This is a genomic window from Candidatus Methylomirabilota bacterium (genome assembly GCA_027293415.1).
In the GTDB taxonomy this organism is placed as follows: Bacteria; Methylomirabilota; Methylomirabilia; order Methylomirabilales; family CSP1-5; genus CSP1-5.
On sequence record JAPUFX010000208.1, the window covers coordinates 1 to 24,335 of the forward strand.

General features: G+C 56.8%; 28 protein-coding genes and 1 pseudogene. 12 read left to right on the top strand and 17 right to left on the bottom strand.

Annotation, left to right across the window (positions count from 1 at the left end; genetic code table 11):
- The first annotated feature begins 316 nt into the window (after nt 1–316).
- A complete protein-coding gene (gene ubiE, locus O6929_14070) occupies nt 317–1,045 on the top strand; it encodes a bifunctional demethylmenaquinone methyltransferase/2-methoxy-6-polyprenyl-1,4-benzoquinol methylase UbiE (protein ID MCZ6481507.1) in 729 nt (242 codons plus the stop codon).
- Nucleotides 1,038–1,925 (top strand): putative 4-hydroxybenzoate polyprenyltransferase, encoded by an 888-nt coding sequence (gene ubiA / locus O6929_14075; protein ID MCZ6481508.1) that lies wholly within the window; start codon nt 1,038–1,040, stop codon nt 1,923–1,925. The genes ubiE and ubiA overlap by 8 nt, the downstream gene beginning before the upstream one ends.
- A 121-nt stretch (nt 1,926–2,046) precedes the next feature.
- Here ubiA and O6929_14080 read toward each other — a convergent pair whose 3' ends face one another.
- Entirely contained in the window at nt 2,047–2,436 is a 390-nt protein-coding gene (locus tag O6929_14080) for a hypothetical protein (GenBank protein MCZ6481509.1), read from the bottom strand.
- A 511-nt stretch (nt 2,437–2,947) separates the two neighbouring features.
- On the opposite strand from O6929_14080, the pseudogene O6929_14085 reads away from it, so the two are divergent.
- Nucleotides 2,948–3,301: pseudogene (locus O6929_14085) on the top strand (magnesium transporter).
- Here O6929_14085 and O6929_14090 read toward each other — a convergent pair.
- The 9 genes from O6929_14090 to O6929_14130 form a co-directional block, all read right to left on the bottom strand.
- Nucleotides 3,298–3,945 (bottom strand): PilZ domain-containing protein, encoded by a 648-nt coding sequence (locus O6929_14090; GenBank protein ID MCZ6481510.1) that lies wholly within the window; start codon nt 3,943–3,945, stop codon nt 3,298–3,300. The pseudogene O6929_14085 and the gene O6929_14090 sit on opposite strands and share 4 nt — an antisense overlap.
- Nucleotides 3,946–3,998: 53 nt before the next feature.
- Nucleotides 3,999–4,370 (bottom strand): PilZ domain-containing protein, encoded by a 372-nt coding sequence (locus O6929_14095; GenBank protein ID MCZ6481511.1) that lies wholly within the window; start codon nt 4,368–4,370, stop codon nt 3,999–4,001.
- A gap of 606 nt (nt 4,371–4,976) precedes the next feature.
- Nucleotides 4,977–5,969 carry a GAF domain-containing protein gene (locus O6929_14100; protein MCZ6481512.1) on the bottom strand — a complete coding sequence of 331 codons (993 nt, stop codon included), beginning with the start codon at nt 5,967–5,969 and terminating at the stop codon, nt 4,977–4,979.
- Between the two features lie 270 nt (nt 5,970–6,239).
- Nucleotides 6,240–7,955, bottom strand: coding sequence for a response regulator (locus O6929_14105; GenBank protein MCZ6481513.1), 1,716 nt, complete (start codon nt 7,953–7,955; stop codon nt 6,240–6,242).
- A 787-nt stretch (nt 7,956–8,742) separates the two neighbouring features.
- Nucleotides 8,743–10,068: a rhomboid family intramembrane serine protease gene (locus O6929_14110; protein MCZ6481514.1), complete on the bottom strand. Its 1,326-nt coding sequence runs from the start codon at nt 10,066–10,068 to the stop codon at nt 8,743–8,745.
- 363 nt (nt 10,069–10,431) lie between these two features.
- Entirely contained in the window at nt 10,432–10,914 is a 483-nt protein-coding gene (locus tag O6929_14115) for a BCAM0308 family protein (protein MCZ6481515.1), read from the bottom strand.
- 406 nt (nt 10,915–11,320) lie between these two features.
- Nucleotides 11,321–11,827, bottom strand: coding sequence for a CBS domain-containing protein (locus tag O6929_14120; protein ID MCZ6481516.1), 507 nt, complete (start codon nt 11,825–11,827; stop codon nt 11,321–11,323).
- Nucleotides 11,828–12,119: 292 nt separating this feature from the next.
- Nucleotides 12,120–12,773: a PilZ domain-containing protein gene (locus O6929_14125; GenBank protein MCZ6481517.1), complete on the bottom strand. Its 654-nt coding sequence runs from the start codon at nt 12,771–12,773 to the stop codon at nt 12,120–12,122.
- Nucleotides 12,774–12,776: 3 nt separating this feature from the next.
- The gene (locus tag O6929_14130; GenBank protein ID MCZ6481518.1) at nt 12,777–13,190 is read right to left on the bottom strand and encodes a PilZ domain-containing protein; all 414 of its coding nucleotides are present in this window, start codon (nt 13,188–13,190) and stop codon (nt 12,777–12,779) included.
- A 493-nt stretch (nt 13,191–13,683) separates the two neighbouring features.
- Here O6929_14130 and O6929_14135 point away from each other — a divergent pair, with 493 nt between their 5' ends.
- A complete protein-coding gene (locus O6929_14135; protein ID MCZ6481519.1) occupies nt 13,684–14,256 on the top strand; it encodes a PilZ domain-containing protein in 573 nt (190 codons plus the stop codon).
- Here O6929_14135 and O6929_14140 read toward each other — a convergent pair.
- Complete coding sequence (locus tag O6929_14140; GenBank protein MCZ6481520.1) at nt 14,253–14,684, bottom strand: CBS domain-containing protein; 432 nt, start codon at nt 14,682–14,684, stop codon at nt 14,253–14,255. The genes O6929_14135 and O6929_14140 overlap by 4 nt on opposite strands.
- Before the next feature lie 481 nt (nt 14,685–15,165).
- Here O6929_14140 and O6929_14145 point away from each other — a divergent pair, with 481 nt between their 5' ends.
- Nucleotides 15,166–15,480: an LEA type 2 family protein gene (locus tag O6929_14145; GenBank protein MCZ6481521.1), complete on the top strand. Its 315-nt coding sequence runs from the start codon at nt 15,166–15,168 to the stop codon at nt 15,478–15,480.
- 155 nt (nt 15,481–15,635) lie between these two features.
- Here the strand turns inward: O6929_14145 and O6929_14150 are convergent, their stop codons facing one another.
- Entirely contained in the window at nt 15,636–15,869 is a 234-nt protein-coding gene (locus O6929_14150) for a hypothetical protein (protein ID MCZ6481522.1), read from the bottom strand.
- A gap of 269 nt (nt 15,870–16,138) precedes the next feature.
- Nucleotides 16,139–16,348: a hypothetical protein gene (locus O6929_14155; protein ID MCZ6481523.1), complete on the bottom strand. Its 210-nt coding sequence runs from the start codon at nt 16,346–16,348 to the stop codon at nt 16,139–16,141.
- Between the two features lie 418 nt (nt 16,349–16,766).
- Here O6929_14155 and O6929_14160 point away from each other — a divergent pair, with 418 nt between their 5' ends.
- The 4 genes from O6929_14160 (at nt 16,767) to O6929_14175 (ending at nt 19,143) form a co-directional block, all read left to right on the top strand.
- Nucleotides 16,767–17,429 carry an endonuclease gene (locus O6929_14160; GenBank protein ID MCZ6481524.1) on the top strand — a complete coding sequence of 221 codons (663 nt, stop codon included), beginning with the start codon at nt 16,767–16,769 and terminating at the stop codon, nt 17,427–17,429.
- A gap of 41 nt (nt 17,430–17,470) precedes the next feature.
- Entirely contained in the window at nt 17,471–17,890 is a 420-nt protein-coding gene (locus O6929_14165) for an SRPBCC domain-containing protein (protein MCZ6481525.1), read from the top strand.
- Between the two features lie 219 nt (nt 17,891–18,109).
- Nucleotides 18,110–18,448 (top strand): hypothetical protein, encoded by a 339-nt coding sequence (locus O6929_14170; GenBank protein ID MCZ6481526.1) that lies wholly within the window; start codon nt 18,110–18,112, stop codon nt 18,446–18,448.
- The gene (locus O6929_14175) at nt 18,445–19,143 is read left to right on the top strand and encodes a hypothetical protein (protein MCZ6481527.1); all 699 of its coding nucleotides are present in this window, start codon (nt 18,445–18,447) and stop codon (nt 19,141–19,143) included. The genes O6929_14170 and O6929_14175 overlap by 4 nt, the downstream gene beginning before the upstream one ends.
- Before the next feature lie 114 nt (nt 19,144–19,257).
- Here the strand turns inward: O6929_14175 and O6929_14180 are convergent, their stop codons facing one another.
- From O6929_14180 to O6929_14190, 3 genes are all read right to left on the bottom strand, one after another.
- The gene (locus O6929_14180; protein ID MCZ6481528.1) at nt 19,258–19,638 is read right to left on the bottom strand and encodes a PilZ domain-containing protein; all 381 of its coding nucleotides are present in this window, start codon (nt 19,636–19,638) and stop codon (nt 19,258–19,260) included.
- A 254-nt stretch (nt 19,639–19,892) separates the two neighbouring features.
- A complete protein-coding gene (locus O6929_14185; GenBank protein ID MCZ6481529.1) occupies nt 19,893–20,405 on the bottom strand; it encodes a hypothetical protein in 513 nt (170 codons plus the stop codon).
- A gap of 75 nt (nt 20,406–20,480) precedes the next feature.
- A complete protein-coding gene (locus O6929_14190; GenBank protein MCZ6481530.1) occupies nt 20,481–21,332 on the bottom strand; it encodes a hypothetical protein in 852 nt (283 codons plus the stop codon).
- Between the two features lie 113 nt (nt 21,333–21,445).
- On the opposite strand from O6929_14190, the gene O6929_14195 reads away from it, so the two are divergent.
- Both O6929_14195 and O6929_14200 read left to right on the top strand, forming a co-directional pair.
- On the top strand, nt 21,446–21,589 hold the full coding sequence (locus tag O6929_14195) for a hypothetical protein (protein MCZ6481531.1): 144 nt from the start codon (nt 21,446–21,448) through the stop codon (nt 21,587–21,589).
- Between the two features lie 71 nt (nt 21,590–21,660).
- On the top strand, nt 21,661–22,077 hold the full coding sequence (locus O6929_14200) for a 4a-hydroxytetrahydrobiopterin dehydratase (GenBank protein ID MCZ6481532.1): 417 nt from the start codon (nt 21,661–21,663) through the stop codon (nt 22,075–22,077).
- A gap of 406 nt (nt 22,078–22,483) precedes the next feature.
- Here the strand turns inward: O6929_14200 and O6929_14205 are convergent, their stop codons facing one another.
- A complete protein-coding gene (locus O6929_14205; protein ID MCZ6481533.1) occupies nt 22,484–22,882 on the bottom strand; it encodes a DUF2784 family protein in 399 nt (132 codons plus the stop codon).
- A gap of 437 nt (nt 22,883–23,319) precedes the next feature.
- Between O6929_14205 and O6929_14210 the strand changes: the two genes are divergently transcribed.
- On the top strand, nt 23,320–24,335 hold a 1,016-nt coding region (locus tag O6929_14210; GenBank protein ID MCZ6481534.1), incomplete at its 3' end, for a site-specific integrase.

A 24,335-nucleotide genomic window follows, 5' to 3' on the forward strand; every position in this document is an offset into this window, starting at 1 on the left:
CCATCACCGAACCCTTGGGGATTCATTTCAAGCTCTGCGACGTCGTCCTGGAGCGGGTGGAGGCTGCTCTCAGCCGTTCGGCCGGTGATGGGTCCCGCTGAGGGCAAAGGAGCCCGGACGCAACCCGCCGGAGTTGCTGTATCACAGCAGGGCACACCATTGCACTGGTGATGCTGCCACTGTTCGAAAGACCGTCACGCGATGCCATCTCTCCCTCAGGATCACCCCGCGGCAGCCCTGCCACCCCTTGCCCCAATATGTGAGGATCGGTGAGGGAAGGATCGAACGGTTTCAGACATGATGAGAGATTGCCGCTATGGGATCTGATCTCGCCGGGGTCAAGCGCGAAGAGATCCGGCGGATGTTCGCTTCCATCGTCCACCGGTACGATCTGATCAACCGCCTCTTGAGCCTCCGTCGCGACGTCTACTGGCGCCGAGTCGCAGTCGCCCAGGGCCAGATTCCCCCAGGAGGGCGAACGCTGGATCTGTGTGCCGGGACCGCCGATGTGGCGCTAGAGATCATTCGGCAGGTTCCGGGTGCTCACGTGATCGCCGTGGATAACTGTGAGCCAATGCTGATCCGTGGCATGCTGAAAGCCCGGAGAGCAGGAGTGGCAGATCATGTCCGCTTTGTGGCCGCGCCGGCCGAGCTGCTCCCCTTTCCCGACGAATCATTCGACGGGGCGTTTGTGGCTTTTGGGATTCGCAACGTTGCCGATCGGCGGCGTGGACTTGCGGAGATGGCGAGGGTCTTGAGGCGGGATGGACGGGTGGTCATCTTGGAATTCTCGGCTCCCGCGTCACCCCTCTTCCGATCCCTGTACCACTTTTACTCCCATCGGATTATGCCTTGGATCGGTGGTCTGCTGTCGGGTAACCGGGCAGCCTACGAATATCTTCCGACCTCGGTGGATGGCTTCCCGTCGCCTGCGGAGCTGCGGGCCCTGATGGAGGAGGTGGGATTCTTTGAGGTTTCGTATTTACCCCTCACCTTCGGAATCGCGACGATCCACTACGGAAGAAAGGCCGAGCACCGTGGGTGAAGAACAGGAACCTGTTGGTCTTTTCCATCAGCTCGTCGTCTTTCTGAACCTGATCAAGTTCCCCCATACCGTCTTCGCGCTCCCTTTTGCCTTTACAGGGGCGATCCTGGCCGCCCAGGGGATCCCGAAATGGGAGAAGGCCTTTTGGATCCTCGTAGCCATGGTGGGGGCCAGGACCGGAGCTATGGCGGTGAACCGGCTCGTCGACATGGATCTGGATGCCTTGAACCCCCGGACCGCCCAGCGTGCCCTTCCGCGGGGCCTCATTCGCCCTGTCACCGTCTTGACCATCGCCGTCTGTTCTTTTGCCCTGCTGGTTTTTGCCGCGGCCCAATTGAATCGCCTCTGTCTGCTCCTCTCCCCCGTTGCCATTGCTCTGACTGTTTTCTACGCTTACACCAAGCGGTTCACCACTCTCTCGCACCTGGTCCTGGGGCTCAGCCTCGCCTGCGCCCCGATCGGGGCTTGGATCGCCGTTCGGGGGCGAGTGGACGTAGCCCCTCTGGTCCTCGGATTGGCCGTCCTGTTCTGGGTGGCCGGCTTTGACATCCTTTATGCCTTGGCCGATATCGAGTCTGATCGCACCCACGGGCTGTATTCGATCCCAGCGAGACTCGGGGCTGAAGCGGGGATGCAGGTGAGCCTCGGCCTCCATATCGCGGTTCCCGTCCTGCTCGGGGTCGTGGGGCAGTTGCTCCGCTTAGGACCCCTGTACTACCTGGGTATCCTGTTCGTTGTCATGCTTCTCGGGTACGAGCACGCGACCATGCGCCGTCACGGCCTGCAGCGGCTCGAGATGGCTTTCTTTAATGTAAATGGGCTCATCAGCATCACCCTTTTCACCTTTACCCTCCTCGATGCTTTGATTATCGCCTTCTGAGGGATCGCACGCGCACCAGCTCATCCTCCTGGATGTGCCCCCCAGCAAAGACGAAACCCCTCCTCCCGTGGAAGGGAAGAGGGGTCCACGAGCGACTGGATAAGCTTTCCCTTCAGAATGGTTACTTCAAGAGCTTGTACCCACGATTCCGCATGCAGGCGTCGTAGGTTTTCTCGTATTTCTTCTTGGCAGATGTACCCCCGATGGCGGCTCCAGTGGCGGTGCCCGCCACGGCGCCGATGGCTGCTCCGGCTCCCGGGGAACCCACCGCGGCTCCGATGGCGGCTCCACCGGCTGCTCCGACGACACCACCGATGAGTGCCCCCTTTCCCGTCTCTTCACCCACATCGTCAGAGTACGATTCGGCGATCTGCTTGCATTCGTAGAGGTCCTTTTGATACCTCGCGCTGTCCGTGGTAAAGGTAGGATCAACGGGAGGGCGATAGCTGGAAGCGCAGCCCGCTGCTAACAAGAGAGCGACCGGTAAGAGTACCCAATACCGTTTCACCATATTCACCCCCTCTCGGATCGGTGTTGTAGACCTCAACCGATGCGAGTTCCCATAGCCGTTGGGTATTCTAACTCGGAGCCCCCGCCCACTGTCAATTGTTTTGACAATGATCTTCACGAACTCTACCCTCGGCCGAGATGCGAAGGCGAACGTAATGAAGGTCCCACCCGATAGAGACGGTGTCAAGGGAAGGTGAGACTCCCTAACGGGTTCCCCCAGCACGCGAACGGGGCTATCATGGACGCCAGCCGAGGTCGGAGTTCCGCTTTGCCATCCTTTTCTTTCTGCCGCGCGTGCAGCTATATCCTCGCAATCGCCCCTAAGGAGAGTCGCCACTGAGCGAGCTGGCCGCGCTGAGCCGGCTCCACGAAAGCAGCCATGGGCCCGGTTAGGCGCACCCGCCCAGACAGTTAATGTCTCTCCTTGATTGCGGGTCCCTTGAGACTGCCGCAGTGCGGCTATTCCGCAGAGATGCCCCTGCCGGACCGCCTCTCTAGACCGATTGCGGGGGGTGAGCTTGCTCGAACTCACACTGGGACTGGTGAGACCCTATGAAGTCTTGCGGGTGCTTCTCAAAGAGGCTGGGGTAGGAATCGTCAACGGCCTGCTCCTCGGGGTCCTGCTTGGGAGTGTGGCCTGGGCCTGGTGGGGGAATCCGTATCTGGGTCTGGTCGTGGGCGGGGCATTGGCGCTCAACACCCTGGTGGCGGTGGGGCTCGGTGGGACTATTCCTCTCCTCCTCAGGCGAATGAGGATCGATCCAGCGCTGGCTTCGGGACCTATTCTGACCACCGTGACCGACATGTGTGGATTTTTCCTGGTGTTGAGTTTCGCCACGTCGGCCCTACCGTGGTTGGCCGGCTAGTCAGCACTCCAGGGGGCGTTTGGTCCTCCAAAGGTGTACATCAGGGTCCCCTGACACATCCCGTGGTCGTAGTGAAAGATGTCGCCCGCTTGGATCGGACGCTGTCGAGACTCTATGAACGCAGGACGCACCTCTGAATCGGCGAGATGGAAAGCATGGCCACACTTCTCGCAGGTGTACGACCTCCCGTCCAGGTCCTCGTCGGCCAGCGCACTCTTCCCATCGTCGATGACCGACTGGATGTAATTGCTAATCATCAACCGCGTTTCCTTTGGGGCATCGATAAATTCCAATCCGGTGTGGTAGATTAAGGCCTGCTCCCCATCCGGCTGCAGTTCCATCCGGTGGACCACCGAGCGGGCCACGCGGCACCTCATGCTCAGTCTCTTTCCCTGGAGGTCGAGGTCCAAAGAGGAAGTGGAGCCCGGGCGGACCACGTGGGCATGCTCAATCAAGGCCCCCCCAAGGCTGATGTTGAGGATATGCGCGTCGTAGACGGTAGTTACCCGTCCCTTGGCATTCCCGCGCACGACGAACCGGGCGTGTTGACGCCGGTTGGACTTTTCTTTTTCCGCCGCATGTCCCCGCCTGGGGAGAGACGCGTCATGCTCGCCCGATACCCGCACGTTGTCTTCCTCTCCCATGACAGCCAGGCCTCTTACTGCCTGGTAGGCTGTATTCTTTACACCACAACTTTTCAATCATTATCGGGGCTCCGACTTCCATCATCTACGCGGACCCCGTACGAGCGGATGAGGGCACCGAGGGATTGCTCTGACTCGGGGGGAAGGTCGAGGAATTCCAGCCCGGTCTGATAATATAGCGCCCCTCCTAGTTCTCTCCGGCTGACCCGGCTGTGCACGACGTGACACCGGATCGTCAACGTCTCCCCCGCGATCCCAAGTTGGAGGAAACAGGGACTCCCTAGGGGGAGCATGTCCTGATGTTCCACGAGTGCTCCCTCGAGGCTTAGATCAAGCACGTCAGCCTCTTGGAGGGTGGTAACGGCCGCCGTGACCCCGGAGATACGGAAACGGGGAGGCTTACGAATATGAAGGTTCTTGGACATAACTCGTCTCTCCAGTGCTTTCTATATAGCCTTCACATGCTTGACGCCTGAAGGCCAATAGCTTGTCCTGAAGCCCTCTCGAACGAGTGTTAGGTGTTGGGAAGCGTGGGCATGGGCCCGAAGGTCCGTCGACCCTCCGCCGGATCGCTTTCCCTTATTGCAAGATCCGTACTAAGCTTGCCGGGCATGACCCAGATGGGGTGAAAAGCCATGGGGACGGTAACTCGTTCCTCGCTCGACGACCAGAAACAGCCTAAAACAGTGCAAGAGTTGTGACAGCCACCCCCACCCCCGCGCCTGTGGGCAGGAGGTCCTCCTACCCGTCCTCCCGCACCCCCTGCACCCGCCAAAAAATCGGCACCATTAGAGAGAGGATTCGCTATCGGTTTTGCCTTAGAGGCTTTTGTATCGCCGGATCGCTAGTGCCGTTCCAACTAGTTGTCCCAACTTTCTCGCTGCACTCGATCACGACCCTTGCAACAAGACAGGCTGCTCAAATCGGCCCCTCGATCTTCCTCGGGGTGGTGAGCCTGTCGAACCACTTATCAAGGTGGAACGGCACTAGCAGCTTGAGGGGGGGCGAGCAGGTTTTCTTGCGGGGATGCTCTAATACGCCCGGGAGAGGTGTCTAGATAGCTTTCGCAAGTTCTCGGCACCTTCCATGGCCTTTTCGATGGTGCGCACCATATCGGGATTTTGGTGGGTGGCAGCATTGAAGAGTTCACCCAGGTGGGACTCTAGCAATTCGAGGGGGCGCCTGAATTCCTCGGCAAGGTTGGCCAGGGCAGACTCAGCAGGGGGTTTCCCTTCTCGTTCCAGTAAGGTAGCCTTCTCGATCACGGCAGCAGCGTGTAGGGTGATAACTTCAAGCAGATGAAGATCCTCTTCGCTAAACCGGCGGCCAGTTACGTGGTTGAGAAGCTGGACGACACCGATGATCCCCCGGCTGGTCTTCAAGGGGGCGCATAACATGGAGCGAGTCACGAAGCCGCTTTCTTCGTCTATCGAGCCGGAGAAGCGCGGGTCGGCGCTGGTGTCGGGGATGAGAAGGGCTTCCCCGGTTTGGGCGACCCACCCGGCGATTCCCTGGCCGGGCGACAGCCGTCGCCCCAGGATCCGGTCAGCGACGGGCCCCAGGGCGACCGCGAAAACTAATTCCCCAGTATCCTCGTCCCGCAGCAGAAGGGAGCCGGCCTTTGCGCGGAGGGCGGCGCCAATTCGTTCGATGGCCAGCTCCAGGACCATTTGGAGATCATGGGCAGCGTTAAGGATGGTGGCGACCCGGTTCAAGGCCTCGAGTTCCTCAATCCGCCGCAGGAGCGTCGCGATGTCCTGGATGATGGCGACCTCCTGGCCTTTCAGCGTCCTCCCGAGTAGCTCTCGAAAAAAGCACTCCACCAGGTTCTGATGCTCCTCGAGATCGGTGATTTTCACACGGCGCGCCTGCCCGTCCGGCATCTGGGGACGGTGGGTGATCTCGGTGGTGCACTCCCACATCCGGGACAAACGACCATCGTGTTCGAAAATCGGGTTGAAAAAGATCGTGCCGGCCTTGGCGTCAGCCGAATTGCAGTCGTACACCAGGTTGACACACCCCATTCCGTTCTCCCAGATGGGGGGGGGTGCTTGTCCGGTGGTTTCGAGTGGCTCACATCCAGTTGCCCGGCCTGCTTTTGAGCTTGGTTTTTATCATCAAAGGTGATGTAAAACTTAAGCATAGGCTCCTCATCCTACGGATTATGCTTTCCGCTGGGACACGAGTTGCTTACATCTCCTCTCCAATTGGCGTCGGCGGTACAAATATTCAGTAATATCAATGCCAAAGCCTGGTTCCGATGACGAAACCCTGATGATCGCTCTCATGCCCCACTATTCTGCTTTAGTGCCCTTCGGCTCCTGCCCTCGACGCACAATCCAGCGCTGCAGCAACGCTTCGAGCTCCCCGATCTTTACCCCTTTGGAGATGCAGTCATCCATCCCTGCAGCCAGGCACTTCTCGCGGTGATCGTCCGTGGCGTGGGCCGTGATGGCGATGACGGGCGTATGCCGCGCCGTTTCCTCCTCACGCTGGCGGATCTTGGCCGTTGCCTCGTAGCCGTCCATCTCGGGCATCTCGCAGTCCATCAAGACCAGGTCGTACCGGATACGAGAGACGGCATCGACGGCCTCGCGCCCATTGGAGGCGACATCAGCTTTGTAGCCTAACTCTTCTAACATCCCCACCGCGACCTTCTGGTTTAGTGCGTTGTCTTCGGCGATCAGGACGCGCGGCAGGGCGCGGACTTTTTCCTCTTGGAGGTTATGGCGGGTGATGAGGGGCGCGGCGGCTCGTTCGGTCGGCGCACCCATCACCCGAGCGATGCACTCAAACAACTGGGATTGACGCACGGGCTTCATCAGGTACGCGGCGGCACCTGCCTGATGCGCGGCTTTGGCATCTCCGGGCTGGCCAAAGGAGGTGAGCAGGATCAGTCGGACTGTCGCAAGGGTGGGATCGGCTTTGATGGCGCGGGCCAACTGGATTCCATCCATGTCGGGCATTTGCATGTCGAGAATCGCCAAATGGTAAGGCTCGGCCCGGTTGGTGGCTGCTCGCATTATGTCCAGTGCGACCGGGCCGCTCTCGGCAACATCGCTCGCCATTCCTCCAGAAATGATCTGGGAACGAAGGATCGTGCGGTTGGGGGCATTGTCGTCGACGATGAGGAGACGTAGACCGTGGAGATCACCCAGTGGAAGAGGCAATGTGGGAGCACCTTCTAGTTGCTTCTCCAGTCGCACGGTAAACCAAAAGGTGCTTCCCTTCCCAAGCTCACTCTCGACGCCGATCTCTCCCCCCACCAGTTCGACTATATCCCTCGAGATGGCGAGCCCGAGTCCGGTCCCTCCGTGCTTTCGGGTGGTGGAACTGTCGGCCTGGGTGAAAGGTTGGAACACGCACTCCATCACCTCGGGAGAAACACCGATACCGGTGTCGGTGATTTCGAACCGAACCAGCACCGTGTTGTCTGTCTCATCGGCGAGCTTGGCGCGCAAGATAACTTCTCCCTTTTCTGTAAACTTGACCGCATTGCCTAAGAGGTTCGTGAGGACTTGGCGGAGGCGTCCAGGGTCGCCGCGGAGGGAGGTGGGGACGTCATGATGGACGAGGCAGGCCAGCTCTAACGCCTTGGCCTGGGCCCGCGCCGCAAGCAACGAAACCACTTGCTCGACCGCCGTCCGAAGATCGAATTCGATGATCTCGATCTCGAGCTTGCCCGCCTCGATCTTGGAGAAATCCAGGACATCAGTGATGGTCTTTAACAGGGCTTCCCCGCTGCTGTTAATCGTCTCCACAATGTCCTGTTGTTCTGCGCTCAGATCGGTGTTGAGCAGCAGCCTTGTCATCCCATTGATGCCGAATATGGGCGTGCGGATCTCGTGGCTCATCATGGCCAGGATTTCGGATTTCTTCCGGGCGGTCTTCAACGCCTGATCGCGCGCTTCGGCGACCTCTCGGTTTTTCCTCTCGAGCTCCAGGACAGCCTGGGCGATTTGCTCTCTAATCTCCTCGCCCTTAGGGAGGTTCTTATCCGTACCCGCCATGCAATAGCATCTCCGGCTAAAGTGGCAAATCAAAAGATGCAGGGTCGCACCGATTGTATTAGTAGAAATTCGAGCAAAATTAGTGCCAAGGGGGCCGCCAACGCGCTTGGCCACAGAGGCCATTCAGCAAGCGCGTGTTGGGCGGATTAGCGGCCGTTTAGGGGGAGTATGGGGGGGGTCAGAAAAGGGAGAGCTGAGGACAGATTACCCTCATGCCGAGAATCGGTCACTGGAAACCAGGAAGCAACCTCCGCAACTATTTGAAAATGAAGCCTTTAATTCCTGGTACACGGTTTGCTCTCTTACTATCTGGAGAACTTAGCGAATCTTGGACTTCGGAGGGCCGAGATCAATGAGAATCTTGGTGAAGGAACAAGCGCATGTACCTGACGTGCTGCCGGACGGGACAGACATGAGGCCGTACAAGCGCCTGGCTGCGGCGGTGCTACAAGTGGCCCTCAGTGACGCGAATGGCACGCCAGCGTCCCCTCACACGCTCGATGCGCGGGGGTTTCTTTCCAGGAACAACCCACTGTTGCGGCATTGGTGCCGCCTTGCCAATGTCAATCAGGATCGGATCTTGGATTTGGCAAGAAGGCGGCGATGGTGTCAAAAAGATGGCCGAAACGGCCAGCGCGGCAGAAAATCCCGATATACAAGCCGATAGTGTTTGGTACGGGATCCCTCCTGTTTCTAATATCTTCGCTAGATCTACGAGTGTGCTCTAATCGCCTCGCTTTACTTCACTCTTCTTAATTCCGGACGTAGCCAGTCCTGGCTATACCGATCAATTCCGCGGGCGCCTGACCTGAAACTTTTGGCGGGCGGCGATGGTCTCAAGTGCAGCACGCGCGCGGGCTGCGGTTTCGGGCGAGGGGTCGAGGTCGAGTGCGTCGAGGAAGTGCTGGTACGCCGGCGTCGGCTGATCGAGGAACGTCAACTGTACTAACCCTGCTCCCACGTGCGCTTCTGCGGCACCAGGACCGTGCGGGTAGTCGCGCAAGTGGCGTCGATATACAGTGAGCGCGGCACGATGGCGTCCGTTGCGTTGGAGCCAGTCGGCCAGCGCAAGCGAATCTTCTGGCGTCAGCGCACGTCGCGTTTTGTCTGGATCAAGCGCGAAATACGTCTCTGCCGCATCTGCGTAGTCGCCACTGGCGAGCGCTTGTGCAATGGGGTGCGGGGGTGTCTCCCCAGCCTGTGAGGCGGCGCGCACCTTTCGGTACTCTTCCGGGCGCCCGACGACTTCGCGCCGATCCATATACCATGCGATGGCCAGTCCACCCAGAAAGCCCCCGATGTGGGCGCCATGCGCCACCCCGCCCCCTTCCATACCGCGTGTGATGAGAAAGGGCAACAGGTTGTCCACCAGCAAGTAGAATCCCAGCACGAAGCGAGCTGGGACAGTAATCACGTTCATGAAGAAGGGGAAGAAGACGAATAGCAACCGGACCGTGTTGCGCGGAAACCAGATGAAATAGAATCCCAGCACGCCTGAAATGGCCCCCGATGCCCCGATCAGCGGCAGCGGTGAACCGGCAGCAAAGAGCGTGTGGAACAACGTGGCCGCCACCCCGGTCGCCAGATACCAAAACAGAAAGGGCACGCGGCCCAGCCGGTGTTCCACATTATCCCCGTAGATCCATAGAAAGAGCATGTTGCCGAACAGATGGAGGAAGCCGGCATGCAGAAACATCGTCGTGAAGAGGGTGACCAGGTGCGGGGCTGCCGGCCGGAAGCCGTAATGAAAGACAAAGAGATCGTACGAGGAAATTTGACGCAGGAACCCCTCCAATGGGACCTGGCTTGGCAGGCTCGGCGCCACGACGCGGACGTACTCCAGGAGCAGTGGGTCGTTCAGATCCGGTGCTCTCGCACTGAGCGGCAGGGTGATCAGCAGGAACACGGCACAGTTGACCAGGATGAGCGCATACGTGAGATACGGCGTACCACGCGGATTCGGTGCATCGCCTAACGGCAGGATCATGGCTGGCGCTCCGTGAATGCGGCGAGCCAGCTTGTCAGGCTGTCGCCCTGGCTTTTGTGATCCGGAGGACGAGTTGGCGGGATCGAAAGCCCGCTCGGTCCAGGTCGCACCAGAAGATCTTTTCACCCCTTATAAAGGTGGCGACCGACGGCATCGCGATACACTATCCCGCGAAAAGAACGCTATCAGAGGACTTGTATGATTGCAAGACCAGACCTCCAGTCCCTTCTCCTGCGGCCGCGATCATGCATCTATGACTGATGCGTCGTCGATACAGACTCTCGGGTGACCGGGGTCTTCTGCTCGTGTGCCTACGCATGAAGCACCCATCACGAAGATTCATGGTGGCACCGGGCTACACGGAGAGCGAAATCGAGGCGGTTCAGGATCTGCTACGTCGCACTGGATTTCGTGACGTGCGAACAATAGTGCGCCAGGTTAGACGTGAGGTCACCTGCATGATGGCGAACCGATGAGGAACGAGAATGTTTACCGCGTCCAATGGACTGTAATACTCATTTGACTCTCGCCATATTGGAAAGAAAACTCACCTTTGTAGGATCGTGCCAGCGCTTCGCCAATTCGGCGGGCGACATGGATTCCTGTGGTTGTCACCGAGGTACCTGCTTCTCCATCAGTCATGGACACGCTCCTCTCTAAAGGATGTTCGGCCTTTTCCAACGTTTCTACGTTACGGATAAGACCGAGGATCTCTTCGCGATGTTCCTTGAAGAAAGCACCCCGGATTTGTATGTAGCCTGCTGGGTAGTTGTCAGCGATACGCCGACATGCCGGACACACGGCTAGATTTGCTTCTTTTGGTGCTTTCCCCCATACCCAGCGACCACCCACGAACACGGCACCACATTCAGTGCACACAGTGGGTTCTGGCCATTTTCTGCGTGCTCGGTAAACGTCATGACGTTTCTCTTTGATCAGTCTGTCCTTTCTGCCGTATGAGGGTCTCTTCATGGCAAGGTCTCCATTTCCTTCGGTGGTCGGTCCCAAAACACGAAGGCCCTTCGGGCGTAAATCCTACCGAAGGACCTTTGTTAATTCTCTCTCAGCAAAGCCTTTATTTTGTGGTAGTTCCATCATCCCGCCGCCCTATTCTAACTGCGGCCCAATACCATCTTCTACCTTAAATTTCGTTCCGTGGTCCCTCCTCTTCAAGAGAAATCGCCCATACCCGCATCAACCTAAAAAGCAAAACGCCCTCGTGGGCACTGATCTGCCAAAGAGGGCGTCTGGACTTGCAGTGCGCCGTCAATTGTTGCCGGAGGTGGGCTAGACACTGTCCCTACCCCGGTTCCATCTCTGCTATCTCCTTCATTAAGTATTGCGGCCTGGGTCAAGGCTTTCAAGCGTCGCACCCTCTTCAGCGGCGTCGACTTTTTTCCTTAGCTGGGGGTGTCCCACGGGGCCGCACAGACGCACGTCGCCGAGCCTGCTGTTTTCTCGGGGTGATAGCCTTCGGCGCGAGCTGACCCGCCATGGCCCAGAGCAGATCGCGGGTCGTCAGGATCCCCACCAGGGTTGAACCGCGGATGACCGGGGTACAGCCGACGCGGCGTTCCAATATGATGCGTAGCGCCTCGTGGGTAGGGGTCTGCGGAGTTACGAGGAAGAGCTTTCGGGACATGACATCAGCAATCTTTACCTGGGTGCCCCAGGCCTGAAATCGCTCTAGCTCTTCGGGCGGGGAGAGGGACGAGGGCATCAGCTGCCGGAGATCCCGATCGGTGATCATCCCAATCAACCGTTTGCCTTCGATCACTGGAAGGTGCCGGATCCGATGAGTCTGCATCATCTCCCAAGCCTTCCACAGACTTGTGTTTGATTTGACGGTAATGAGCTTCGTGGTCATATGATCTTGGACTATCATCGTTCCCTCCATCCGGCTGGGGCATGACGGCCCCGATGATACCAAGGGTGCTCACGGTGACCGGGCCGATAAGTTCGAAATAAACAAGAGCTGGGGTCCTAAGTATCGCGCACTGCCTTGGGGGTGTCAAGCACTGGACATTCCATTATTTTATTCATTGATGAGACGGATCAGGGCCAGCGCTGAGGCGCTGATTTGGTCCTTGGACGAGGTGAATGAGATAAAGGGGGGAGCGTGAAGAACCGGTGGCTGGTCCGGAGGTAGGGCGGAGAATTGCCCGGGGGGATACGCCTCAAATGCCGGGAATCACCTGTGACAGAGCAGCCTTTGCCTGTGCGTTCAGGCCTAGCCAGCGGAGGCTATGTCGGTATCTTCCGTGCCGCTGACGCACTCCGACCCCCACGATTTCTGCCAAGAGTTGAAATAGCCGCCCCGCGATATTCATGGAGACCGCGACCGGACTAAGGAGGGGAAAGCGTTCGGGGAGCCAGATCTGCGCGCCACCAACACTCACATCTTCGGTCTCGCCGGTCACCGTATAGTAGTCCACGGCTGGCCAGTGGCGACATTCGATAGGCACTCTGAGTGGGACGCGGCGCCCTCGCCGGTCACCAAGGAGGCGGCGTGGTGGTGCTACATTATTATTTCCATTACTGTCGTATTCCGGCTCATCCGCCTCGATTTTCGTCACCTTGGCATGTGACCGCGGACGTCTCAGCATCTCCTGGGCGAGTCTCTCCTGGGACTCATCCAGCACGCGGAGCAGGTCCGGGAGCAAGTTAAGCGGCACGGCGATCCCTTCCATTCCTCCCACGCCATCCCCACCAAGGCGCGCGGAGCGACGGTAGATCCGGAGATCCACATGTGGCGTCCCTTTGATCTCCCGGATGGACACACAAATATCCTCAAGCTTAGTCCGGCTCACCTGGCCGAGTCTCTTTTTCACGGCTTACCCTCGAGGTGCCCTGATAGCGGTGGGCTCACCCAGTTCATCGCCGGCTCCGTTCCCATCCTCGATAATCGACCGGATGTAATGACAGATCACCTGCCGCGTCTCCTCTGGGAGGTCGACAAATTCCATCCCCGTATGGTAGATCAGGGTCTGCTCTCCATCCGGCTGTACCTCTGTTCGGTGGACTACCGAGCGGGCCACGCGACACCTCAGGCTCAGTCTCTTTCCACGCAAGTCGAGGTCCAGTGAGGAAGTGGTGCCAGGTCGGACGACCTGGACATGTTCGATCAGCACCCCTCCGTGACTGATGTCGACCAGAGAGGCATCATATATAGCGGTAACCCGCCCCTGGGTTTTGCATCCCACGATAACTCGTGGAAAATGCCGCCTCTCTCGCTGTTTTTTTCCCACTGCGACTCCTCGGCCACTATGGAGGGTCCCACACGTCCTTCACAGGAGCAGCAAAGGGCGTGCCACATAAACACAGGCTTAATTTCAAAGAGTTATGGACTTCCTGGATTCCTTGTTGACCGCTTTCCGGCAGGAGATGTGGCTGCTTATTGACGTCTCGACTCCGGAAGAAAGCCATCTTGGCATAGCTGGTCGCGAAGCCGGTGCTCATGGGAAGGTAGCCCGAGGAGGGGGTGAACCTCATGGACGAGGACGGCAAAGGTCGAGTGCTCCTCACCCTCCCTCCAGATGGTTCGCCACGCTTGACCCTCTGTCATTTGGCCGAAGCGATCAGTCCCCTGCTGCCTAAATTCGGAACCTAACTTCTTGAATTGGCACAGATATTGCCAATAAGGGCCTTCTTTGGGAGGTGTTGTGGTCGGTGGATGGGGCTTGCCCCGAAACCCTGGTCTGTAGTACCAGCCGAGAGGTTCCGGTGGAAAAGAAATGGGCGGTGAGGCGGAAGTACCCCCGATATGTCGTGAGGACAAGGACGGAGGGACGGATCACCGGCGTCGATGAGGTGGTTCTGATTGACATCAGTCTTGGGGGCGTCAAGATTGAGCATACCCAGTTCTCCCGACCAGGGACTATTTCGCCATTGGACCTCGAGTTTCATGGGACGAGGATAAGACTGTGGTCCCGCGTGGTCTGGTCGGTGGTCGCCAGGCAAGAGATGAACATGGATGGAGAGGGAATCATGGTCTACCACACGGGGCTAGAATTTCACAACCCCTCAGAGGAGACGCAGCAGGTGATCAACGATTATCTCCAGGCCATGATCAATGAGGGAAAGGCAACGCCGCCAGACGATGGGGTGATCCGTCGGGCGTATACCTGTCAGAAGTGTAGCGAATCTTATCAGCTGGCTGATTCTGAGGTCCGTCCTGTGTTCATGGACGTCCGAAAGCGTCCGGTCCAGGCGGGCGACCTATTCTACTATGAGCATGATACATGTGACGGGTCGCTGGAGTGTACGTTTGGCGGACCGAGAGTGCCCTGGACTGTTGAGGAAGAGGAACGCTAGCCTGTCTTCTTCCCTCCCCCACTTGCGGAAAAAAAGGCATCCAGTACGTCTGTGTCGGTGATGATTCCGACAAGGCGGTTTGCAGACGTGACCGGCAGACATCTGATCTTGCGATGGCGCATCAGCCTGACGGCATCCACGAGGGGGTCGTCAGGGCCGATGGTGATGACGTCCGCGTTCATGATCGTTGAGACAGGGCGGTCGTATGCCGGGTCGGGGTCCAGGGGTGAGGGTGTGGCTAACTTGATGTCGCGGTCGCTCACGATCCCGCATAGCCTTCCTCCGCTGACCAGGGGGAGGTGGCGAATGGAATGCGTCCGGAGAAAATCCGCTGCCTCGAGTAAGGATGTCTCGGGAGGCAGGGTCAGGGGTGATGGTGTCATCCAATCCGCAACACGCATACTGGCTACGTCCTGTACCTTGGGCATCTCAGTTTCTCCCGTCTAAGCACTTGCCACTACTGGCTCGCATGGTGACTTAGCACCACCAATCTAGTCGACAGGAACAGGAAGACACCTTACATTTTCCCTTGATGGGCTCGCAGGGGTTGCCTTCCCGTTGCTGTCTCCCGGGCTGTGCTCCGCCCGAGAAGGCACTGCAATGGTTGTGCCGGAGTTGGAACAGGGGGGCTCTACTCACCCCCGTTTCATCTGAGGACTACCTCGGGGAGTCAGCCGGTCACCCCTTTCTCCTATTTTGAATGTTGCGTTAGAGTCTACTGGGTATCCTAACACCAGCACAGTGACTATAATCGTAGGATAATGAGCCGGTTACGATTCGCGGTAGTATTTTTTGGGCTTGTCAGCGTATTGGGATGTGCGGGGACCCTCCATAGTGAAGTGGAGCCACCCGAAGTATACCTGTCTGACATTGCTCCGGTGGAGATCGGCCTCTTCGAGCAGCGATTGCGTGTATGAGCTGCGAATATTAAACCCGAACGATTTCGCCCTTGAAGTCACTGGGCTCGATTTTCAACTAGACGTAAATGGGATCCAGTTGGCGCGCGGGCTTAGCAACGAAGAGATTACAGTTCCACGCCTCGGGGAATCTATCGTGTCTGTTATGATAAGCACGACGGTTCTCGACATTGTTCGTCAAATCGAAAATCTCAGCCAGCAGCAGGAGATGTTTTATGAGTTCAGGGGACGGTTTCACCTCGGCAACGCTGCCGTAGGGAGCGTACCTTTCGAGCGTTCGGCCAAGTACACCCCCTGGGCCCACTGAAACCATCTCTCGCACCCCTGCCAACGAGAATCTCTGTGAATTCAAGAAGTTCCGGCGGTTTTCTTTTTGCCCACGGGACAAAAAGTATCTTGGTTTTGGCTGGGTCTACCAGGCGTCGAAGGGGACCGTAGCGCGTGAAGGCAGCAGGGAAAGCTTTAGTGTGATTTCCTGAGCCAGTCGGTGTCGGGGGGGAGGAACGGGTATAGTTTAGTGGTGTATTTGAAACTCTCTCGATAGGCGACGGGATCAACGCCGAGTGAATCGGCTATCCGGCTGATCTCATGTGGTGACGGGTTGAGATATGCCGGAGCACTAAAATAAAGATAGACCTGCGCGAGCACGTGCAGTATCGTGATAACAACGAGAAGCAGCCTTTCTGTGCGGTCCATAGTCCCAAAACCTACGCGGTGTTACCGTTCCGCTCTTCCCAACGGTTCTTCCCTTTTCACATCTAGTGTTCCGCATTCCTCCCCCTTTGTCAACTCCTTGGGCCAGTGTTTTATTTCATAACTGGTAAAGCACTTCCGCGGTTTTCTAGGAAAAAGCGGTTCGAGGTAACCAGTCCTCAAAAACATTACGAGCACCGAGGTTGCCCTCGACGCCCATGGTGATGCTCTGTGGTGTTTGTCGGCTAGAAGTAGGCGAGACACATGCACTCTTAACTGACCATCTCATCATCAGTATCTTCGACGTGTTCCCGTTGAGGGACCAAGGATGGGGAAGGGGTCACCATGTCTGCCAGTAGGGGATTGCACTTGCGGCAAACAGAGGCCCGGATGAGGGGCTTGGCTCCAGCAAGCAGAATCCACTTTTCAGCCACGTCACCGCACGAGCACGGTTCGGCGTTGCCTTCGATCCTGTACCACATGGTGCCTACCTCCGGAAGTGTTGTCTCTACCGCGGTGGCAAGGTTTCGATGATCAGGCCAAGGAAGAACCCGACGATGATGATTATCACCGAAACTAATGTCAACTCCGCGGCCGTCATTGTGGACCACATCTCAATGGACTACAAAAGCAGTTATCAGGAAGGGCAGGAAGGACACCAGGCATTAAGTACTCACCAACTATATAATGCACACTACATGCCAGTATAAAATTGAAACCCCAGCTTCAATCGATCAAGTCTTTTTTTGCAAGGAGTTGTTGTGGTTCGATCTAACTGGGAGTAGCGCTGACAGTGCAAGCTTTGCACGATCATGTTAGGATAATAAGTCAACGGGTGGAAGATTTTACATGACGTCGGACCCCTGGAGAGAGTAACGGCACCCTAGGAGGTACTGACTTATGAGACAGACCATGAATTTCCGGTGGTGGTGGTTTGGATTATTGCTGACCATCCTCCTCACCTCCCCCGCCCTTGCCGATCAAAACAAGATCCGCAATTACAACACGGCCCGACAGCTCGTTTGGGGGCGACTCTACGCAGACGGCGGATTTAGTTTCTATTGTGGTGAGCCGTTCGAGGATAAGACGGGGCTGACCGTGGAGCACGCCTATCCTGCCTCCTGGATGGTAGCATTTCTAGGTTGTGGGAGCGGGAAGGAATGCCGCAAGACCAGTGAACGGTTTAACCGCATGGAGGCAGACCTGCACAACCTCTTCCCCGTCCGAGCCGACATCAAACAGGCCAGGTCCAATTTCCGGTTTGCGATGATCAAGGATGAGTTACGCGAGTTTGGGGAGTGTAATTTCGAGCGCGACATGGACAGCCACGTTGTCGAGCCGCGTCCGGTCACCCGTGGTAATATCGCTAGGGCCATCTTCTACATGCATAAAGAGTATGGTCTCCCGATTGATTCTCGCGATGTGGACCTGCTGAAGCAGTGGAACCGCGATGATCCCCCAAACTACAATGAGATGCGGCGGAACAACGTAATCGAAGAACTCCAGGGCACTCGCAACCGGTTCATAGATCATCCGAGGCAGGTGGAGGATTTGAAGTATTAGGCCGAGGGAAGAAGTCATTTTAAATATAAAGAGGAGGGCAAATGGCCAATATGCATCATGAGGTCGAAATCGACGCCCCACCTGAGAAGGTTTTCGAGGCCATAACGACGCAGACCGGGCTTCGCGGCTGGTGGACAGCTGATAGCATGGCTGAACCCCGTGTCGGAAGCGTTGCAGTGTTCGGCTTCTACAATCGCCGGTTGTTATTCCGCATGCGCATTGAAAAGCTCACGCCCGGAAAAAAAGTGGTCTGGACGTGTCTTGGAGAGAATGACGAGTGGAAAGGTACCCGGCTTATCTGGCAGATTTCCCAAAAGGAGGGTACGACCGTCCTCCGCTTTGTCCACGGCGACTGGCGCTCGACCAGCGGCTATTTTGCATACTGCAACTCGACTTGGGGGATGCTAATGTACCGCCTCAAGGACTACGCAGAAGGCAAGGCTCCCGGCCCTTATTACTGAAGGCCATCCTCTATCCAACACGCTGTGGGACGCCCCCTTTCCAGTGCGCATCCCAACCATTCGTCCAAGCCGACGCGTAGCAGTCTGCGGCGCTCAAGGGACCATTTAACCGTGATGGACAAGCCGCCGCCGTCTGGTGATGAAGGTGGAACTGACCAAAGGTAAGGAGAAGGTGATGAATGAGCCAAAGCTTGAAACCCTGGCAGGACGGATGACAGGGTGGGACGGGAGAATCGTATCCTCAAGTGGGCCGTAGCGGGGATGCTTGTGGTGGGAATGATAGTCCCGGCAGTTGCCCAAGAGGAAGGCTGGATTCTCATGTTGCCCCCGGTTGTCTTCGAGGGTGAGAAACCTCAAGCAGCGACGGATGCCCCCTTGTCCGAGTGGTACCCGAATGAAACCTTCGAAACGTCATCGGCGTGTGAAGCCCATAAGGATAAGATGACGGACGAGTTTGAAGCGGTAGCGAAGAAAATGCAAGACCGCAGAGTACATGCCCTCCTCGCTAAATTCGTCACTGCTCGGTGTGTCTCAGCGTCCGTAGTAGAGGAGAAATGAGAAAGGAGACAGCGGCGATGACACCAACACACCGGCTAGAACGACAGGAGCGGGAGAACCGGTACTTGAAGAGGGCGGGAATGGCAGTGCTCGCCGTGCTCGTCGCCACGGTGTTAATAGGGCAGGCGCGGCGTCCGAGGGCAACTCCCATTACTCATCCGACAGAACGCCTCGAGTTTCAAGGTTTCTCCATCTTACCTCCGAGGGGAGAAAGGTGGTTCATCATTGAGCCTCAGGCCGCCCCCGTACCACCTTGGAAGTGGGCGGTGGTTTTCTTTAAAGTGGTCGCGAAGATCCACTCGATTCATGCATGGGTTATGACTACAGACCTCAGGTATGTGGCAGATGTAACCTCGAAGAGCCGAACCGAGCTTCTACAGGATCTTGCGTCTGCTGGCTTGGAGTACGAGAATCCACGATTTAAGCCTATAGACGTCAAGACGTCCTTGGACGAGTGTCTGGGATATGATTGCGTAAGGTATAAACAAGTGGTCGAGGTACACAGTCCGCGTGACTTTTCAGGCTCTGTTTTGATAATGATCAGAGAAGGGTTTATCGTTCCTCTCCCGCATTCTCCAACATCTTACATTTGGTTCGAATACAGCCAGAGATTTCCACGAGGACAGAAACCCTTTCCTATAGAAGCGGAGCTCGAACCGTTCCTAACGAGCCTAGCGTTTACTCCGCCCCGGTAAGGTAATCTCACTGAAGTCGTGTCGACCGAAACGTCTCTGGAGCACACCTTAAAGGGAAGGAGGGGGCGGGAGATGGAAGGGAAACGGAAGAGTTGGACTGGAGGGGGGTGAAGTCTACGAACGGGCTTGCCGTTTTTTGGACGAATCCCTCGCGTAGAACCTCCAGATTTCGTCTTTTTCCTGAAAGTTGAGGTGGGCGAACACCACACCCACCGAGCGTACACCCACCCACTTCACTTTGCAGGCCGTCCGGAGGGGCCGGTCGGTGAGGGGGAGGCGGAAGTTCAGAACCATCTCGGTCCCGAGCGGGACCGGATCCTCCGTGGTGAGCAGCGCCCCCGTGGTCCCGAGATTGGTGATCCGCCCGTCCCGAAGGCCAAGACCCTTGATTTCATACTCCAACGGAAGGTCACAAGGAATACGGGGCGACCGTCTCTCACCGGCCAGGTCATTCATCGCATCGCCCTCATCCGCCAAGGGTTTCTGTGGTTTCATTGTTCGAGAAGGACGCTTGTGCACTCCTCATGCCAATACAAACTGCAGCGCCTGCTTCGATCGTACGAGTCCTTTGTTTGCAATCGATTGCAACGAATTTGGCCAACCGCATTGCGGTCGCGGAGCGGTCCTGATCCTCATGCAAGGCTTACATGGTCATGCAAAGATTTCGGGTCTGTCAGGAGGAATACTAAGGCCGGTCTGCCGAAGAAGGTCATCTCGAGCGCACCGTAGGGGGACCTGACGGATGCCGGCTAAATCGTTGGAGACTGCGGCGACAGGGAGCCCATAAACTCACGCAATGCCTCACCCCCGCTTGGCCCTACCCGGCGGGGAATTTCAATACGTTCCCCACCCACAAAAACTAATACTGCGCTTGCACTGTACGGAAGCTCTATTCGCCCCCTCTCCCCGGACCCCTCTGTGTGCTGTACTTGAATCTCTGCTCGGTCAAGCCGTCCCACTGGGTAGAAACGATGGGTTATCTGAAGTAGTTCATCTTTTTTTGGTCCTGCTTTAACCATAGTGGCGGTTATGTGGAGAAGTTGATTTCGAAGCAAAAGGAGCCATACGAGATTACCTGTCAAGCTCTCTGCAAGGTGCGATAATTCGATAGCATAGTAAATCTCCGCGCTCGCCGGGAGAATCTTCGAAAGGTCTTTCGCGATTGCTTCAGAGATGACGGAGTCGGGGGATGATATTCTGCCCTTGCCGAATTCGACCCAGTTCCTTTCTGACAACGTTTGGATGAACTCCTCTTTGGTCATCCTTGACCTCCCTGACAACATGGACTTCACGCTGGGCCAGCTACGTCTGTAGCTACACCTTGGAAGAAGGCGGGTTCAGAACATTGACCCCTTGTCGAAGGTCTGCATCCGTAGGTGCCAGGACCATCGCCAATCATTGCCTTCGCCAGATTTGGCCTCCCAGTCCCCTTCGTCCAGTGGGTAAGGTAGGACCTTGCTTGCTTTGCGTTCCTCTCCCTTGACGTATACGGGTTGGTCCCGTTGATCGTCCAAAATGCCAGGGTCTAGCGGGACCTCGAAAAGCACGTCGCTGGGGGGGATTTCCTCGTCCACGTCCTCGATACGTTCGATCCACATAGTGAGTTGGAAGAAGATTCGGTCCCCGGAAGCATCTTTGCGCCAGGCACCCGAGAGCTTCAAGGCAGGGTGCATCTGCTCCGTCGAGTAGTCCCACACATCCACAGCATCACGGAGACCTGACCCCTTTTTGGATGCCCAATGGGGGTAATGAGCACCGTCAAACCACTCGTAACGAGAATGGGCCGGATGCCACTCAAAGGCACCGGCAGCATCTTCGGGCGGGAGGTCTGATACGGAGCCTGAGTTACCGACCAGCCACCGATGGACCCGGATTCGAATCGCGTACTCCTCGATCACCAGTTTGTACAAGAATTCTGACGTGGCTTCTAGTTTTAGGAACGTTTCTCGTAAGGTCGGGTCATACTCGGGATGCTCTGGCGGGGCGTTTAACTCATCGATGAACTTCTTGGTCGGGAGGAATTTGAACGTCCAGATGCGGGGAAAGACGATGGACCGTTGTTGGGCGACTCCTGGCGAGATATTCCGTTGGGCCCATTGGCTGACCGCGTCCTGTGCCATTCTTTTTACCAGGAAGTAACCAGCGGGAACAACTACGACGACCGCAACTACATTAAATAACCCTTCCATTTTACTTCTCCTGCAAGGGCCTCCAGTCCATCTTGTTCTTGCGTTGGCGCAGGAAGTATGCCAAGGACGCCACCCGGGTCTGCCGAGCACTCAGACACCGCGAGGCTTACTAGTTGGGTCTCGTACGAAAGGGCCTCCTGACCAACGAGGAGGTGCTGGAGGAGATCAAGGCGGTGAGGCGGGAGATGGAAGGGAAGAAGGGCACTAGCGTGTGCGGGCGCTTCACGCTTAGGGCTCCAGCCACAAAAGGGGTGTGATAGAATGTCACAAAAAGCGATGCTTTTCACCCCGTGCTAACATCGAGAGTGACGCTAGGAAGGGAAAGGTGATGGTGAGCCTGGTCCAGGAGAATTGCGGGGCGTGTCGGGCGGACGCGCCCAGGGTAACCGAGGAAGAGATGGCCGAACTCTTGCCCCAGCTTCCCCACTGGCAAGTGGTGGACCGGGAGGGCATCCCCCAATTAGAACGAACGTTCCCATTCAAAGACTTCGCCTCAGCGCTGGAGTTCACCCTCCGAGTCGGCGGCGTGGCGGAGGCGGAGGGCCACCATCCCTTACTGATGGTGGATACGTTGTGTGCAACCGACCCACCGCCCCCCGCATGGGGCAAGTGCACCGTGGTGTGGTGGACTCGGAAGATTCGGGGCCTCCACCGCAACGACTTCATTATGGCGGCCAAGACCGACCGGCTGTATGAGGAGGCGGGAGCCCAAGCCGCCAGAGGTATACGTTGGGGTATGAGATGATGCACAAATTCGGCCTTGAATCTGAAGGCGAAGCAACTCCGTACCATCGTCGATGCCCAGGTTATTTTCGTTGTAAGGCGTGTGATGCGACAGGCCGGCGTGGAGAAACACCATGCCAAGAGTGTAAAGGGTCGGGATACGTGGAATGTTGGGATTGTCAGGACATTCTAGCGGCGGCTGATCCCCTGAAGATCTAAAGTTTACCAATCTGACCAGTTTCGCCCCTGCCTAGGGTCTGAGACCTGACCTCCAGGACGCGGCAAAACGTACCCTAAAAGGGAATTAGATATTTAAGGGATGGAACTTTAACAAATTTTCCAAAATAAGCCATCTCTCAAGCCTTGTGGGTGGATAGGAGGAGCGTATCCCTATGTAAGCAAAATAACCCCCACAATGGAGGCTTTGTTTATATTACCTGGCGAGCCAAGTCTTTGTTGGAGAGTAGAATATGCACGAGCGTAATAATTGCTATGATAGAACCGAGTATGGTGGCAACGGTTACGATGATTTCCGGCATATTGATGCCGAAAAGATACTGGACCAACGGAACAAAGAATGATTTGTAATACCATTCTCCGGTGATTCCTGGGTAGGCTAATTCTCGGAGGCGACCGTCGAGCACCAGGAGGGGGCAGTTGAAATCAAAGAGAAGCTGGATGGGGAGGAGTGCTGAGATGCTAATACTATGAATCAACCGAAAGGTGCGGTGTCTGTTTATGGATATGAAAAATCCGGCAACAAAGTAAATGATAAGAAGGAGATGAATGAAATCTACAAGCCATGCAAGAACGGCGTATGTGTTCATATCCCTGCTTCATTCTTTATTGTTGTGTGGAGTTTTAAGATAGACCCTACTACCACTGTGCTACCGGCATGATCCCCACTCGAGGCCTCAGTTGAAGGCTGACCAAGGCCGGGAAGGTCATCTGGAGCGCACCGTAGGGAGGATGAAGGGTCCCTACTTATTCTTCCTCCACCGCGCCAGGGCAGCCCTACGAAGAATCCTGCTACGCTCCTCAACTGGCACACCCCTCCACCGGGCCTTGCCACCCTTCTTGCTGCCCAGTTTTGCGAGTGCTACGGCATGGGGATTCTTCTTCTTGGTCACCATACTTGAATTATAGCATACATGGCCGAGCTTGCAAAAAAGGTCTTGACATACAAGCACGAGCTTGTATAATTTATGATAGGGCAAGGTTAGTTGAACAGGACAACGTCACAAGAGAAGGGGGGTGAAATAGAATGGGATCGTTATACCGACCGAAGTACCGAGACAAGAACGGAGTCTATCTCTCGAAAGGAGGGTTACGTTACACCTTCTGCGATACCTACTGGATGAAGTACCGCGCCAACGGTCGCCTGGTGCGGGAATCCACTGGCACGACCAAGCTGAACGAAGCAAAGAAGATCCTTGCCAGACGCATGGGGGCAGCGGCAGAGGGCCGTCCCATCCTGCCCCGAGCGGATAAGGTGAAAATCCACAAACTAGCCGAGGATCTAGTAAACGAGTACAAGGCAAACCAGCGTCCCTCACTAGACCGACTTGAGTACAGCCTCAAGCACCTGCTGCCCTACTTCGGTGAGTGTCGGGCCGTGCAAGTCACCCCGGCTGACGTGAACGCCTACATCGCCATGCGGCAGGAGGGGGAAGCAACCAACGGGACCATCAACCGGGAGCTAGGGGGGCTCAAGCGGATGTACTCCCTCGCTGTGGGAAGTGGGAAGCTCTCCCACACCCCGAAGATCCCCCGTCTCCGTGAAGATAACGTGCGGACGGGGTTCTTCGAGTGGGAGCAGTTCCAAGCTGTTCACCGTCACCTGCCAGAGTACGTACAACCCGTCGTCACCTTCGCCTATATCACCGGCTGGCGAGGGCAGAGCGAGATCCTGCCCCTCACATGGAAACAGATTGATTTCAAGGTAGGGACGGTACGGCTAGAGCCTGGGACAACCAAAAACCGCGAGGGACGCACCTTCATCATGACTCCGATGCTCCGGGCGACACTGGAGCAACAGAAGGCTCATACCGAAGCCCTGCAACGAGAGCAGGGTCAGATCATCCCTTGGGTGTTTCATCGTGAGGGAGAGCCAATCAGGGGCTTTCGGAGGGCTTGGAAGACCGCATGTCGGAAAGCTGGAGTCCCTGGACGTATTCCACATGACTTCAGAAGGACAGCCGTACGGAACCTCGAACGGGCTGGTGTCCCCCGCTCCACGGCGATGAAGATGGTGGGTCACAAAACCGAGGCCATCTACCG